Origin of the sequence: Paraburkholderia phenoliruptrix (genome assembly GCF_047325075.1) — a bacterium.
GTDB lineage: Bacteria > Pseudomonadota > Gammaproteobacteria > Burkholderiales > Burkholderiaceae > Paraburkholderia > Paraburkholderia phenoliruptrix.
Genome location: NZ_CP168530.1, coordinates 2092547 through 2105528 on the forward strand (window position 1 = coordinate 2092547; position 12982 = coordinate 2105528).

General features: G+C 64.0%; 12 protein-coding genes. 6 read left to right on the forward strand and 6 right to left on the reverse strand.

Annotation, left to right across the window (positions count from 1 at the left end):
* Positions 1–2: 2 nt before the first annotated feature.
* On the forward strand, positions 3–659 hold the full coding sequence (locus ACEN8U_RS09255) for an amino acid ABC transporter permease (protein WP_013592129.1): 657 nt from the start codon (positions 3–5) through the stop codon (positions 657–659).
* 120 nt (positions 660–779) lie between these two features.
* Here the strand turns inward: ACEN8U_RS09255 and ACEN8U_RS09260 are convergent, their stop codons facing one another.
* Genes ACEN8U_RS09260 through ACEN8U_RS09270 form a run of 3 tightly spaced genes read right to left on the reverse strand, consistent with a single transcriptional unit; the run spans position 780 to position 4797 of the window.
* Positions 780–2075 carry a cytochrome c gene (locus ACEN8U_RS09260; RefSeq protein WP_310111131.1) on the reverse strand — a complete coding sequence of 432 codons (1296 nt, stop codon included), beginning with the start codon at positions 2073–2075 and terminating at the stop codon, positions 780–782.
* Between the two features lie 12 nt (positions 2076–2087).
* Entirely contained in the window at positions 2088–4340 is a 2253-nt protein-coding gene (locus ACEN8U_RS09265; RefSeq protein WP_310111126.1) for a xanthine dehydrogenase family protein molybdopterin-binding subunit, read from the reverse strand.
* A 1-nt stretch (position 4341) separates the two neighbouring features.
* Positions 4342–4797: a (2Fe-2S)-binding protein gene (locus ACEN8U_RS09270; protein ID WP_310111124.1), complete on the reverse strand. Its 456-nt coding sequence runs from the start codon at positions 4795–4797 to the stop codon at positions 4342–4344.
* A gap of 327 nt (positions 4798–5124) precedes the next feature.
* Here ACEN8U_RS09270 and ACEN8U_RS09275 point away from each other — a divergent pair, with 327 nt between their 5' ends.
* The gene (locus ACEN8U_RS09275; RefSeq protein ID WP_013592125.1) at positions 5125–5523 is read left to right on the forward strand and encodes a hypothetical protein; all 399 of its coding nucleotides are present in this window, start codon (positions 5125–5127) and stop codon (positions 5521–5523) included.
* Between the two features lie 396 nt (positions 5524–5919).
* Positions 5920–6738, forward strand: a complete 819-nt coding sequence (locus tag ACEN8U_RS09280) for an alpha/beta hydrolase (protein ID WP_310111122.1) — start codon at positions 5920–5922, stop codon at positions 6736–6738.
* Between the two features lie 21 nt (positions 6739–6759).
* Here ACEN8U_RS09280 and ACEN8U_RS09285 read toward each other — a convergent pair whose 3' ends face one another.
* Together ACEN8U_RS09285 and ACEN8U_RS09290 are read right to left on the reverse strand one after the other, a co-directional pair.
* Positions 6760–7677, reverse strand: coding sequence for a peptidoglycan DD-metalloendopeptidase family protein (locus ACEN8U_RS09285; RefSeq protein ID WP_310111120.1), 918 nt, complete (start codon positions 7675–7677; stop codon positions 6760–6762).
* Positions 7678–8121: 444 nt separating this feature from the next.
* Entirely contained in the window at positions 8122–8538 is a 417-nt protein-coding gene (locus ACEN8U_RS09290) for a hypothetical protein (protein ID WP_310111117.1), read from the reverse strand.
* 337 nt (positions 8539–8875) lie between these two features.
* Between ACEN8U_RS09290 and ACEN8U_RS09295 the strand changes: the two genes are divergently transcribed.
* Positions 8876–9205, forward strand: coding sequence for a hypothetical protein (locus ACEN8U_RS09295; RefSeq protein WP_310111116.1), 330 nt, complete (start codon positions 8876–8878; stop codon positions 9203–9205).
* Between the two features lie 42 nt (positions 9206–9247).
* On the opposite strand, the gene ACEN8U_RS09300 is transcribed toward ACEN8U_RS09295, so the two are convergent.
* Complete coding sequence (locus tag ACEN8U_RS09300; protein WP_310111115.1) at positions 9248–10408, reverse strand: porin; 1161 nt, start codon at positions 10406–10408, stop codon at positions 9248–9250.
* A gap of 485 nt (positions 10409–10893) precedes the next feature.
* On the opposite strand from ACEN8U_RS09300, the gene ACEN8U_RS09305 reads away from it, so the two are divergent.
* Together ACEN8U_RS09305 and ACEN8U_RS09310 are read left to right on the forward strand one after the other, a co-directional pair.
* Positions 10894–12003 (forward strand): OpgC domain-containing protein, encoded by a 1110-nt coding sequence (locus ACEN8U_RS09305; protein WP_310111113.1) that lies wholly within the window; start codon positions 10894–10896, stop codon positions 12001–12003.
* An 89-nt stretch (positions 12004–12092) separates the two neighbouring features.
* The gene (locus tag ACEN8U_RS09310; RefSeq protein WP_035478536.1) at positions 12093–12965 is read left to right on the forward strand and encodes an alpha/beta hydrolase; all 873 of its coding nucleotides are present in this window, start codon (positions 12093–12095) and stop codon (positions 12963–12965) included.
* Positions 12966–12982: the final 17 nt, after the last annotated feature.

Consider the following 12982-nt stretch of genomic DNA (forward strand, 5'->3'; position numbering starts at 1 on the left):
TCATGGTCGAATTCACCCTGTGGGACATCGCTCGCAATCTGCTGCTGGCCGCGCGCTGGACGGTGCTGCTGTCGCTGATCGCCTTCGTCGGCGGCGGCGTGGTGGGCCTGCTCCTGCTCGCCATGCGCGTATCGCCCGTCGCGTGGCTGCGCCGCATCGTCGTGCTGTATGTGGAAGTGTTTCAGGGCACGCCGCTCCTGATGCAACTCTTTCTGGCGTTTTTCGGTTTGCCGCTGGTGGGCGTGGACGTGTCGCCGTGGGTCGCCGCAACGGTCACGCTGACGCTCTACACGAGCGCCTATCTGGTCGACATCTGGCGCGGCTGCGTGGAAGCGGTGCCGCGCGGTCAATGGGCGGCGGGCGCGAGTCTCGGCATGACGTTCAGTCAGCAGTTGCGCTACATCGTCTGGCCGCAGGCGCTGAAAATCGCCGTCGCGCCGACAGTCGGCTTCCTCGTGCAGGTGGTCAAGAGCACGGCGCTCGCGTCGATCATCGGCTTCACGGAGTTGACCAAGACCGGCACCATGATCACCAACGCGGCGTTCCGCCCGTTTCCGATCTACGGCATGGTCGCGATGATCTACTTCGCGATGTGCTTCCCGCTGACGTGGTATGCGCGCGTGCTGGAAAAGCGCAACAAGGTGGGCCAGCATCGCTAGCGGCATCGGCATCGGCATGAACCTGCGCTCGCGCCGCACGGAATGAAAAAGCGTCAACCGCCGAAAGACGGTTGACGCTTTTTTTACGGCATTGCGCCGTTGCGGCGCGGTCAGCGACTGCTAGCGGGCCGCCTCGGTCGACTTGCGCAGCTTCGCGACATCGGCTGCGGTGACCGCCGGCGCACCGTTGTTCCAGCCGGCGCGCACGAAGGTCAGCACATCGGCGATCTGCTGGTCGTTCAATACCGGCGCGTACTTCGGCATCGGATACGGCGCGGGAATGCCGCCGATCACGAGGTCCTCGGTGCCGTTCAGCGTCACGTTGATGAGCGACGACGCGTCCTTCTCCAGCACGTTCGGATTGCCGGCCAACGGCGCGAGCATCGGCGCGAAGCCGCGTCCGTCCACGCCGTGGCAATGCATGCAATACGCCGTGTAGACGCGCGCGCCCGCATCGTTCGCGGGACGGTTGAGCGACACCTTCGTCGCCTGCGGATCGTAGTTGTATGGCGGCGCGCCATTGCCGCCCGCCGGCGGCAGCGATTTCAGATACGTCGTCATGGCCGCGATGTCGGCATCGGTGAGCGCCTGGGTGCTGTTGTTGATCACGCTCGTCATCGAGCCGAACGCGGACGCGTGACGATTCGCGCCCGTCTTCAGGAACGCCTGCACGTCCTGATCGTTCCAGCGTCCCAAGCCGACGTTATGCTCGCCGGTCAGGTTCGTCGCGAACCAGCCGTCGAGCAGGCTGCCGGTGAGAAACGCGCTGCCGCTCTCGTCGAGTGCTTTCTCCTCAAACGCAACGCCGCGCGGCGTATGACACGAGCCGCAGTGGCCGAGCCCCTGGATCAGATAGGCGCCGCGGTTCCACGCGACGTCTTTGCCCGGCTTGTTCTGATACACGCCCTTCTCGAGGAACACCATGTTCCAGAACTTCAACGGCCAGCGCATATTGAGCGGCCATTTGATGTCGGACTCCCGGTTGGCCTGCTGCACGGGCGCCACGCCGCTCATGAAGAACGCGTAGAGCGCTTTCATGTCGTCGTCGTTGACCTTCGCATACGACGGATACGGCATGGCCGGATACAGGTTGTGCCCGTCTTTCGCGACGCCTTCGCGCATGGCGCGCGCAAAGTCCGCCTCCGTGTAGGCGCCGATGCCGGTCTGCGCGTCCGGCGTGATGTTGGTCGTGTAGATCCGACCCATCGGCGTGGTCATCGGCAGGCCGCCCGCAAACGGCTTGCCTTGAGGCGCCGTGTGACAGGCCGCGCAGTCGCCCGCTTTCGCGAGGTAGGCGCCGCGCTGCACGAGCGCCGGATCGGCCGCGGATGCCGCCGCGACCGCCGCCGTTGCCTGCAGCAGCAAAGGCAACGCGATGCCCAGCGCCGCGCCGAGACCCTTCAGTGTGCTTTTCATGGCGGGCTCCCGTTAAGCGGTTTGCAACTGGCTGCCGACCGGCAAGTGCCGCAGCCGCTTGCCGGTGGCCGCGAAGATCGCGTTGGTCAGCGCCGGCGCGAGCGCCGCCGTGCCCGGTTCGCCGATGCCGCCCGGCGCCTCGCTGCTCTTCACGATATGCACGTCGATAGGCGGCGTCTGGTCGATGCGCAGCATCCGGTAGTCGGTGAAATTGTTCTGCTGCACGCGGCCGTCCTTGATCGTGATCTCGCTGTAGAGCGCGCCTGTGATGCCGAAAATGATGCCGCCCTGCACCTGCGCCTCGACCGTGTTCGGATTCACGACCATCCCGCAATCGACCGCACACACCACGCGCTTGACCGCCACCTCGCCCTGATCCACCGCCACGTCGACGATGATCGCAAAGTAGCTGCCGAACGCATGCATGACCGACACGCCGCGCCCCTGGCCCTTCGGCACGGCGCTGCCCCAATTGGCGGCCTGCGCCGCCGTGTTGAGCACGTTCAGCGCGCGCGGCGTCTTGCCGAGCAGATCGCGCCGGTACTTGACCGGATCGACCTTGGCCTCGGCCGCGAGTTCGTCGATAAAACTCTCCACCACGAAGGTGCTGCGCGTGGGGCCGACACCGCGCCAGAACGCGGTGGGAATCGCATGCGGTTCCTGGCGCACGTAGTCGACCAGCTGGTTCGGCAGGTCGTATGGCAGGTCGGAGGCGACCTCGACCGCGTCGGGATCGAGCCCGTTCTTGAATGCGGGCGGCGCGAAACGCGCGAGGATCGACGAGCCCACAATGCGGTGCTGCCACGCGAGCGGCTTGCCGTTCGCGTCGAGCCCGGCGGAGATTTTGTCGTAATAGTAAGGGCGGTACATGTCGTGCTGGATGTCTTCTTCGCGCGTCCACAGCACTTTGACGGGCGTCGACACCTGCTTGCCGATCTTGACCGCCTGCGTGACCATGTCGAATTCGAGCCGCCGCCCAAAGCCGCCGCCGATCAGATGGTTATGCACGACGATCTTGTCGGCGGGCAAGCCGGTCACGGCCATTGCGGCGTCGCGCACGCGCGTGGGCACCTGCGTGCCGAGCCAGACTTCGCAGCTGTCCGCGCGCACGTGCACGGTGCAGTTGATCGGCTCCATCGTGGCGTGCGCGAGAAACGGCTGCTGATAAATCGCATCGACGCGCGTTTTGGCGTTGGCAAAGCCTTGCACCACGTCGCCGTCCTTGCGCGCGACCGCGCCGTTGCGCTCGGACGCGTGGGCGAGGTCGTCGACGATCTGCTTCATCGAGAGCTTCGCGCCGGCCCCTTCGTTCCACTTGATCTCGAGCGCCTGCAGCCCGCGTTTGGCGGCCCACGTGTGGTCGCCGATTACCGCGACCGCGTTGTCGATCTTCACAACCTGACGCACGCCGGGAATCTTCTTCGCGTGCGTATCGTCGACGCTCGCGAGCGTGCCGCCGAAAACCGGGCAGTTCGCGATGGCCGCATAGACCATGTCGGGCACGCGCACGTCGAGCCCGAACTGGGCCGTGCCGTCCACTTTCTCCGGCGAATCGAGGCGCTTGACTGCCGTGCCGACGATCCTGAAATCTTTCGGGTCCTTGAGCGGCACGTTCTGCGGCGCGGGCAGCTTCGCGGCCGCCTCCACCAGCTGCCCATAGCCGATGCTGCGATTGCTCGCCGCATGAATGACCTGGCCGTTTTGCGCATGGCAACTCGCGGCATCCACCTGCCACTGCTGCGCGGCTGCGGCCACGAGCAGCGTGCGCGCCGTCGCGCCGGCGCGGCGCATCGGTTCCCATGCATAGCGGATCGACGTCGAACCGCCGGTGAGCTGGCCGCCGAGCAGCGGGTCGGTGAAGAGCTTTTCGTCCGGCGGCGCGTGGTCGAGCGTGACGGTGTCGAGCGGTACCTCGAGTTCTTCTGCAATCAGCATCGGAATCGACGTATAGACGCCCTGCCCCATTTCGACCTTCGGAACGACGAGCGTGACCTTGCCCGCCGTGTCGATCTGGATGAATGCGTTCGGCGCGAAGACGCCATTCTGAGGCGCCTCGTTCGCGTCGCCGCCGATCACCGACTTGCCGGCTTTCTGATCCTGGCTGATCGCGGGCAAGCTGAAGCCGAGCAGCAGGCCGCCGCCCGCCGCGGCGCCCACGCTCACGCCGAACTTGAGAAACGTGCGACGCGACAGGCCGCGCGTTTCGTTTGCATCGGCTTGCGGGCGCTTCGCGCCCTTGTGTGCATCGAGCAATCCTTGCGACATGTCAGACTCCCTTTGCCGCGTGTTTGATCGCCGCGCGGATGCGGTTGTAGGTGCCGCAGCGGCAGATGTTGCCGGCCATGGCGGCGTCGATGTCCGCGTCGCTGGGATTGGGGTTGCTTGCAATCAGCGAGGCCGCCGACATCACCTGGCCCGACTGGCAGTAGCCGCATTGCACGACGTCCAGTTGACGCCATGCCTGCTGCACTTTCTGGCCGGCCGGCGTGTTGGCGACTGCTTCGATCGTGGTGATCTTCTTGTCGCCGACAGCGGCCGCCGGCAGCACGCACGAACGTACCGCGACGCCGTCCAGATGCACCGTGCATGCGCCGCATTGCGCAATACCGCAACCGAACTTCGTTCCCGTCAAGCCGACGAGATCGCGCAAGACCCACAACAGAGGCATGTCAGGCGGTGCGTCGACAGTGTGGTTCTCGCCGTTGATGTTGAACGTTGTCATGAGCGGTTCCTTGTGGGGTTATCTTTATCAGCCTGTTTAGACCGGCTCACCGAGCAAAACGCAAGGACGTGCCGCGTTTATTCAAGTGTCCGGACTAATACGCGATGCCGATGCGCGGCTCGGCAAAAATGCCGCCGCCCTCGTGCGCCTCAGGCATTGCGCGACTGTGCTGTGGGGTCCGGCGATTGTAGCCGTGCATCGAAAAATTCGCCTGCAGCGTGCACACCCTGTTGCGAGAGGCACCCAGGGCGGCTCACGGCGAGCATTTTTGCTAGCATGGACCCGACCGCACTGACATCCCGCACCGACATCCGAAGGAGACGCATCATGAACGACCCGCAATGCACCCAGTTCCTCTCGGACATCCGCAAGCCGCTGCTCGCGCTGCATAAGGCGATCCTCGATCACGAGCGCGCGGCGTATGAAAAAGAATTCGGCCCGGTTACGCCCGCGGCGTTTCTGCAGGTGCTGATCAACGGTTCGGGGTTTCGCTGGCTCACGCCGCTGTCGACGGTCATCGCAAACGTCGACGAAATACTCGACGACAAGGAAGCCGATGCCGCCGATCGGCTTGCCGCAGCGGAAGCGGTCACCGGCCTCTTTTCCGCCGATCAGCCGAACAACAGCTTTCTGCCTCGTTATCTGCCGCTGTTGCAGGCCGATCCGGGCATTCTGCATCTGCATGGACAGGTATCGCAGGTGCTGCGCGGCGTACAGACCAGGTAAGCCGACGCAGGCCGCGGCTCCCGGATTTCCTCACCGTTAAGGAGCACGCTGAGTAAGTCGCGGTCTGTATCGATTTACAGAGGATTACCAGGCTTTTCCGACCATGCTGTTCCGAAATCGCCGTGTTTGACGGCGATTCATGCTGGATTTGTAAAGATGATCGGTGCAACAGGTGCGCGAGCCCAGCGCACTGCGCGCGCCGAATCGTCCGATCGCGCGAATTGCCTGGTTTTGCTGAGCAAATCAAAGGTGAGCTTTTGCGGGACGCGCGCCGTCGCATGCCGCCATCGCCTTTCATTGCGCGCGCGACGGCCCGGACGCACCACGCGAAACCGTCATGCAGGCGCGCGCAAGCCCTGCTAAGGTAAAGGGACCTCGTCACCGCCGCTCATTGCCATGACCGACTGGCCGCTTCCCGAAACCTACACGTTCCGCGATCAAACCGTGCGCTTCAATGTGACGGGAACCGGACCGCCGCTCGTCCTCGTGCATGGCACGCCGTTCTCGTCCTATGTGTGGCATCGCATTGCGCCGCATCTCGCGCAGATTCGCACGGTGCATGACTACGATCTGCTCGGCTATGGCCAGTCGCAGATGGGCGACGGCCAGGACGTGTCGCTCGGCGTGCAGAACGTCCTGCTTGCCGAGCTGCTTGAGCATTGGCAATTGAAGAGCCCGGATGTCATCGCGCATGACTTCGGCGGCGCGACGTCGTTGCGCGCGCATCTTATCGACGGTTGCGACTATCGTAGTCTCACGCTGATCGACCCGGTCGCGCTGGCGCCTTGGGGCTCGCCGTTCGTGCAGCATGTGCGCCGCCACGGCGATGCATTTGCGGGCTTGCCGCCTTACATCCACGAGGCCGTGGTGAAGGCCTATGTGCGCGGTGCCATTGCGCGCGACATCACCGCCGGGGAACTCGCGCCCTACGTCACGCCATGGCTCGGCGCAACGGGACAGGCCGCGTTTTACCGGCAGATCGCGCAAATGGACCAACGTTATACCGACGAGGTCGAACCGCGCTATGCGCAGCTGCGCTGTCCCACGCAGATTCTGTGGGGCGAAGAGGATCAGTGGATTCCGCTCGAGCGCGGCACGCGTCTCGCCCGGCTGATTCCGGAGGCGCGTTTTCAGGCTGTGCCGCGCGCGGGTCATCTGATGCAGGAAGACGCGCCCGAGGCGATTGTCGCGGCGGCGCTGAGGTGGCTCGACTGAAACCGCCCCGGCCGCATGCTCCTAGCCGCGTCCTTGCGGCAGATACGGCATCGGGTCGACCGGTTTGCCGTCGCGGCGCAACTCGAAGCCGACCGACACGCGCGAGTTGTTTTCGTCGCCCATCTCCGCAATCTGCTGCCCTTGCCGGACGATTTCGCCGGTTTTGACGAGCAGCTTGCGGTTATGCGAATACGCGGTCAGAAAGTCCTTGTTGTGCTGCACGATGATGAGACTGCCGTAGCTGTTCAAGCCCGTGCCGGCGTACATGACCTTGCCGTCGGCGGCCGCACGAACCGGGTCGCCCGGCTTGCCGCCGATCTCGATGCCGCGCGTCTCGCCCGGCTGGAATGCTTCGACGACCCGGCCGCCCGCGGGCCAGGCGAGCGACAGACCGTTTGCACGGCGCAGCGTTTGTTGCGCGACCTCGCGCGCTTCGGCAGAACTGGGCGCGGTCGAAGCCGGGGCCGCCACCCCCTGCGAGCCCGGCGCGCCCGACGCCGCAGCGGCCGCTTTGGCGGCAGCCGCTGCCGCATTGACCGCCTGCACGGTTTCCGGCGATGCGACGCGCAACACCTGGCCGTTCCTCAAACGCGAGGACGCTTTCAGGCCGTTCCACGCCTGCAACTGCTTGACGCTGCAATGATGATGCTGCGCGATGCGCGCGAGCGTGTCGCCGCGCTTCACGCGATAGACGAGCGGCGGGGCTTTCCTTACCGGCACAGCCTGAACCGCGCCGCCGGGGTTCGGCTGATTCGCCGACGCGGACATTGCGCCCGTGGCTTGCAGGCCGCCGGCGCCCGCCACTGTTGCGCCCGACGCTGCAGCCGCGCCGGTCTGCTCCCCCTGTTGCGCGACGTTGGCGCAACCGCTCATCGCAAGCGCGAGCCAGGCGCCGGCGACGCTCATCGCCATTGCCCTGTCGAAACGCTTTCCCATCATGTTCGACTCCTGCTTGTCCTATAGGCGGCCCGGACGCCGCCATGCTGCCTGCTGCCTGGCCGCTTCGCCATGCGAATTCGCCGACGCGCTCGCCTTCTTCGCGTGAGCGAAGCGGCGAGCGCGGTTCGCGTGGCGGCGGATTCAGGCGCCTGAGGCAGCCGTTTTTTCCGCCGACGCGGCCCGATTGCGCTTAAATTTCCAGCCGGATTGTAAAGTGGGTTTCACAAAAAACGCGGCGCGCCACACAGTCTGATACAAACTTTACGCACAGCCTTGCTCGCCGGTTGCGCGCACAACCCTGTGCCAAAGCACCGGCCCCACGGGCCGGGCCATCAGCGCCATCTGCTTAACGGCACGCCGACGCCAAAACTTGAACCGGCGCTTGAACCAACGCTTGAACCGGCGGTTCGAAAAACGCGATGCGGCGCGCCGGGCTAGCGAGCGCTAGCTGTAGTACTGCCCGGCATATCGCACATAGCCCACGGGATGATGGGTAAAGTGCAGCACCGGCAGGACGGGGTTGGCGTTATCGCTGGTGGGATAGGCGCTCGCTTCGGGAATGTATTCGCCCTGCACCTCGATCGGCTGGCCGGCTTGCAGGCCCGGAATCTCCTCGGCGAGTCCTTCGTTGTCGCCGAATCGGACGGCAACGAATACGTCCGTGCCGACGAGGTTTTGCGTGCCGCCTTCCAGCTTCAAAACCTTGTCGATCCGGACGATCAGGTGCTGATGGTTTGCGCCGTGGTGGTTGTCCGGGCTCGCGAACACCTTGGTGATCGTGCCTTGCACGCACGCAAGCGGCGCACCGAGCGAATGGACATAGCGATGATGAGGAAGGATCTGCGTCGCGCGATTACTCATGAAATCTCCGTGAAAGAAGCCAGGCTCATGTACGGCGATGGGAACGCCCAGCGTGGAAAGTGCTGAGCGACCGGTTTGAGCCGCTGCTTCCTCGGGAGTTCAGTGCAGGCGCAAGGCGCCGCCCTCACGCTTTAGGATTTTTCCGAAGCCTCTTTAGGAAACGGACGATAGGTCGAAGCACGCAAAGAAAATATTCTTGGGCCTCTGCCGAGATTGACCGGCCGCGCGCCACGTCCGACCCGGCGCGGCCCCGCCGGGCAGCTCAACGGAACACTTTCTCTTCAGCATGTTTTGCTTCATCAACCCGCATCCGGGCGATGAAGAAGTCGAGGCTCACGTGGATTCTCTTACATCAGCCAACCGCTTCATGGGCGGTTTTTTCTTTGGCGCCGTGGTCGCCACCGCGATCATGGTGCTGTTTTGCGTCAGCGGCGAATTCTTGCCCGTCATGGCGAAGCTGCACGCGCTCCAGCAGGTTTTTGCGACGGTGGTCATTTCGCTCTTTATCGCCGACGCGAGGCCGCTTCTATATAAAACGGTCTGGCGCGAGCGCCGCAGCAGCTTCGTTCTGGACGAAGACCTGAGCGCCACGCTACGCGGCAGGACGTTCGGCATTCCCGCTGGCGTGATGGTCGGTATTCTGGTTCAAAACCTTCTGACCGCTTGACCTTCAGCCTGGCTTTATTCATGCGGCCAACGGCGCGCCGCGTCAGAACTTATGCCGGATCGCGGCGCGCACCACCACCTGCTTCGATGTCGATGACGGCGACTGCGTGCCGGGTATAAACGCTTCATCGAGTATCGAATACGTCGAGTCGCCTGTCACCTGCTGATATTCGCCCTGGATGTAGACGTCGGTCCGTTTGGACAGGTTGTAATCCGCCATCAATCCGAACGAGTGAATCTTCGGTTTGACGCCGCCGCCCGACGCATCGTAATTTTCGATGGTGTACACATATTGCGCGCCGACGAACAGCATCGGCGAAATCTGATACTTGCCGTTCAGCTCGAAGTTCTGATATTTCAACGAGTTCAACAACACGCCGGGCGGCACGAGCGGCGTGGTGCCGAGATAACCGTTGCCGGTCGGATTCAGATAGTTCGAGTTGCTGTACACGAAGCCCGCCGTGGCCGGCCCGAAACTATAGGTAATGCCGCCGCCGAATACGCGCATACGGGCCGCGACAAAGCTCGCGTCGTTAGCTGTAATCGCGCCGTTTGCGCCATTACCCGGATTATTCGCCTGCAAATAGGCGGCACTGACGAGCAGGCCGCCATACGCATACTGCCCGCCTACGCTATAGGCGCGGTTATTGCCGAAATTCGTGTCGTTGCTAAAACTGTATGTCCCGCCGAATTGAAATCCGCTAATCGAGGGGCTCGTGTATTTAACGGTGTTATCGAGCCGAAACGAATTATCCGTATTGTCGTTGTCATACGGATGGGAGAACAGCGCACCGGCCCAATTCCCATTCGCCGTGCTTTGCGCGAGATAATCGACCACTGAATCGTATTGCCGCCCGAAGGTCAATACGCCGTAGCGCTCCGCGCTCAAGCCGACAAACGCCTGACGCCCGAACATCCGGCCGCCCTGATTGAGACGCCCCGAACTCACGTCGAAACCGTTTTCGAGCTGGAAAATTGCCTTCAGGCCGCCGCCCAGTTCCTCGGCGCCCTTGAGTCCCCAGCGGCTGCCTTGCGCGTCACCGCTCGCCAGCTCGTAGACATGTCCGCGGCCCGCGTTATTGGTGTAGTTGATGCCTTCGTCGAGCACGCCGTACAGCGTGACGCTCGTCTGCGCCGAGGCCGGGGCGCCGGAGACGGCGAACACAGCGACAGAAACAGCCAGCGCGAACACTTGCTTGTTCATGACGATCCCCCTGCACTCGAGCAATGGGCCTAACTCGATCTGACGCCTTCTTCTTGACTCTACGACAGCGCGCTTCTGAAAACCCGACGCGCTTGACGGAAATCCTCACACGCCGCAACGCGTCCGTCCATTGGGGACCGCGTGGATATGTCAAAACGTTGCGAAATCTCCACTGTCCTTAAACGCCTATTCCGCTTGTGTTCCCACGGGGCGGCGTCTGCGAGTGTGCGACTGAAAACAGACTTGTCACAGAAAGAAATATAATCGCTGACTTTCGCGGCATGAGAAGCGGAACTCCGCCGTGCCGCCGGAGTCATTTTTACTGCACCGGGCAAGCCTTCCTGCCCGAGCCGGTGAAAGCGGCATGCCAGCGCCCAATGCGGGCCGCAGCCGCAGCATCCATCCACTATTCCAAAGCCTTGTGAGACGCCCGACGCGCTGAAAGAGCGCGCCGTCGCACGGGGCTTGCTTTTGGCATAAAAACAATGCAACCGTCGCAATCGCGTTTAATCGAGCTCGACTTTTTTCGTGGCCTCGTTCTGCTGATCATCGTGGTGGACCACATCGGCGGAAGCATCCTGTCGCGCGTCACGCTGCACGCGTACGCGCTGTGCGACGCGGCGGAGGTGTTCGTGTTCCTCGGCGGCTTCGCCACCGCCACGGCCTACGCGGCGCTCGCGGAGCGGCGCAGCGAAACCATCGCGCGCAACCGCTTCCTGCGGCGCTCGCTGGAAATCTATCGCGCATTCCTCGTGACCGCCGGTCTGATGCTGCTCGTGAGCGCGGTCCTCAATGCATTCAGCATCGAGGCGCCGAATCTCGCCATCACCGACCTCGACGACCTGATGGACGCGCCGGTCGCCGCACTGCGCGACATCCTGCTGCTGCGCCGCCAGCCTTATCTCGCCTCCGTGCTGCCGATGTATGCATTCTTCGCGCTGCTGGTGCCGATGATCCTGCCGCTCGCGCGCAGCAAACCCTGGCTGCTGCTCGCGGGCAGCGTCGCGCTGTGGGCCGGCGCGCCGGCCATCAACGCGTATCTGCCGGCCGCGCCGGACATGCACTGGGACTTCAACCCGTTCGCGTGGCAACTGCTGTTCGTGCTCGGCGCGCTCGCGCGCTGCCAGCCTGCGTATCAGCGCGTGAGCGAACACCGCTTCGGCTGGCTCGCGACGCTTGCGGCATGCGCCGTGGTGGCCGTGGCGGCTTACTACAAGCTCTTTATCGAACGCGAGCCGCTCGATCCGAGCTTCAAACAGAATCTCTCCTACTTGCGCGCGGTCAATTTCCTCGCCATTGCGTGGCTCGTCGCCAATCTGATCGAGCTCGGCTGGGCACGCAAGCTCGCGCAGTCCCTGCCGCTCATCGGTCTGATCGGGCGCAAGGGCTTGCTGTGCTTTATCGCCGGCGCGGTGATCTCGCTCGTCGTGGACTCGCTGCTGTATGCCGCCACCGACGGCTATCTGAACTATCCGCTCGGTTTGCTCGCCGACGCCTGCGCAGTCACGGCGCTCCTCGCCGTCGCGCGTGCGCAGGAGCCGGCAAAGCGCCTCGTCACGCGCATGGTGGGCGCGCGGCTTCGGACGTGGCCGTGAGCCTTTGCGCTCCGCCGTGGTCAAACCCACTTGGGATGCTGATAGCATGACGGCCGCGCGTCCTCCGGCGTGGCTGCTCCTTACTTCACATGCGTCTATTCCTACACTTCACGCTGGCTGTTCTGTCGGCGGCTTGCGGCGCTTCGTCGTTCGCCAGCACGGTGACGAGTCGCAGCTTCCATTCGCCCGCGCTCGGGCGCGATTGGTCCTACACGGTTTATCTGCCGACGGGCTATCGTCCTGACGCCGCGCGCATTCCCGTGCTCTATCTCCTGCACGGCAACAACGGCGACGCGAACGACTGGATCAGCCACGGCCATCTGCAAAGCACCGTCGACGCGCTGATCGAACATCGCGACATTCCGCCGCTCGCGGTCGTGATGCCCCAAGGCGGCACCGACTGGTACGTCGACCGCAAGGAAAAGATGGAAACGGCGTTTTTCGACGACCTGCTGCCCGAGATCGAAACCCACTACGCGGTGTCGACGCAGCGCGCCGGGCGCATGATCGGCGGCGTGTCGATGGGCGGCTTCGGCGCATTGCGTTATGTGATGACGCAGCCGGAGCGCTTTTGCGGCGCGCTGCTGCTGAGCCCGGCCATCTACGTAAACGAGCCGCCGCGCGGTTCGGCCGCGCGCCGCGTGGGCGTGTTCGGCGAGCGTCAGTTCGATCCGCGCATCTGGCACGAGCTGAACTACCCGGCGCAGTGGGAGCGCTATATGAGCCGGCCGTATCGCGTGCCCATCTTCATCGCGGCCGGCGACGACGACCTCGCGATCCAGGCCGACGCGTCACTGCTTTACACGCAATTGCGGATGGCGGGCAATCCCGCGGCGCTGCGCATTATCGACGGCGGCCACACGTGGGATGTCTGGAGCGCGCTGCTGCCGGGCGCGCTGAAATACACGCTCGGCTGCGCGCGGCTGCCGGCGCAGGACCATCCGTCGAATCAGCGGCCTTAAGCGGCGCGCGAGCTCAG

Bases quoted from the DNA above. Each gene is read 5' to 3' on its own strand.
- ACEN8U_RS09265 (WP_310111126.1), bottom strand. From the start codon at position 4,340: ATGTCGCAAGGATTGCTCGATGCACACAAGGGCGCGAAGCGCCCGCAA.
- ACEN8U_RS09310 (WP_035478536.1), top strand. From the start codon at position 12,093: ATGCGTCTATTCCTACACTTCACGCTGGCTGTTCTGTCGGCGGCTTGC.
- ACEN8U_RS09280 (WP_310111122.1), top strand. From the start codon at position 5,920: ATGACCGACTGGCCGCTTCCCGAAACCTACACGTTCCGCGATCAAACC.
- ACEN8U_RS09275 (WP_013592125.1), top strand. From the start codon at position 5,125: ATGAACGACCCGCAATGCACCCAGTTCCTCTCGGACATCCGCAAGCCG.
- ACEN8U_RS09300 (WP_310111115.1), bottom strand. From the start codon at position 10,408: ATGAACAAGCAAGTGTTCGCGCTGGCTGTTTCTGTCGCTGTGTTCGCC.
- ACEN8U_RS09285 (WP_310111120.1), bottom strand. From the start codon at position 7,677: ATGATGGGAAAGCGTTTCGACAGGGCAATGGCGATGAGCGTCGCCGGC.
- ACEN8U_RS09260 (WP_310111131.1), bottom strand. From the start codon at position 2,075: ATGAAAAGCACACTGAAGGGTCTCGGCGCGGCGCTGGGCATCGCGTTG.
- ACEN8U_RS09255 (WP_013592129.1), top strand. From the start codon at position 3: ATGGTCGAATTCACCCTGTGGGACATCGCTCGCAATCTGCTGCTGGCC.
- ACEN8U_RS09270 (WP_310111124.1), bottom strand. From the start codon at position 4,797: ATGACAACGTTCAACATCAACGGCGAGAACCACACTGTCGACGCACCG.
- ACEN8U_RS09290 (WP_310111117.1), bottom strand. From the start codon at position 8,538: ATGAGTAATCGCGCGACGCAGATCCTTCCTCATCATCGCTATGTCCAT.
- ACEN8U_RS09305 (WP_310111113.1), top strand. From the start codon at position 10,894: ATGCAACCGTCGCAATCGCGTTTAATCGAGCTCGACTTTTTTCGTGGC.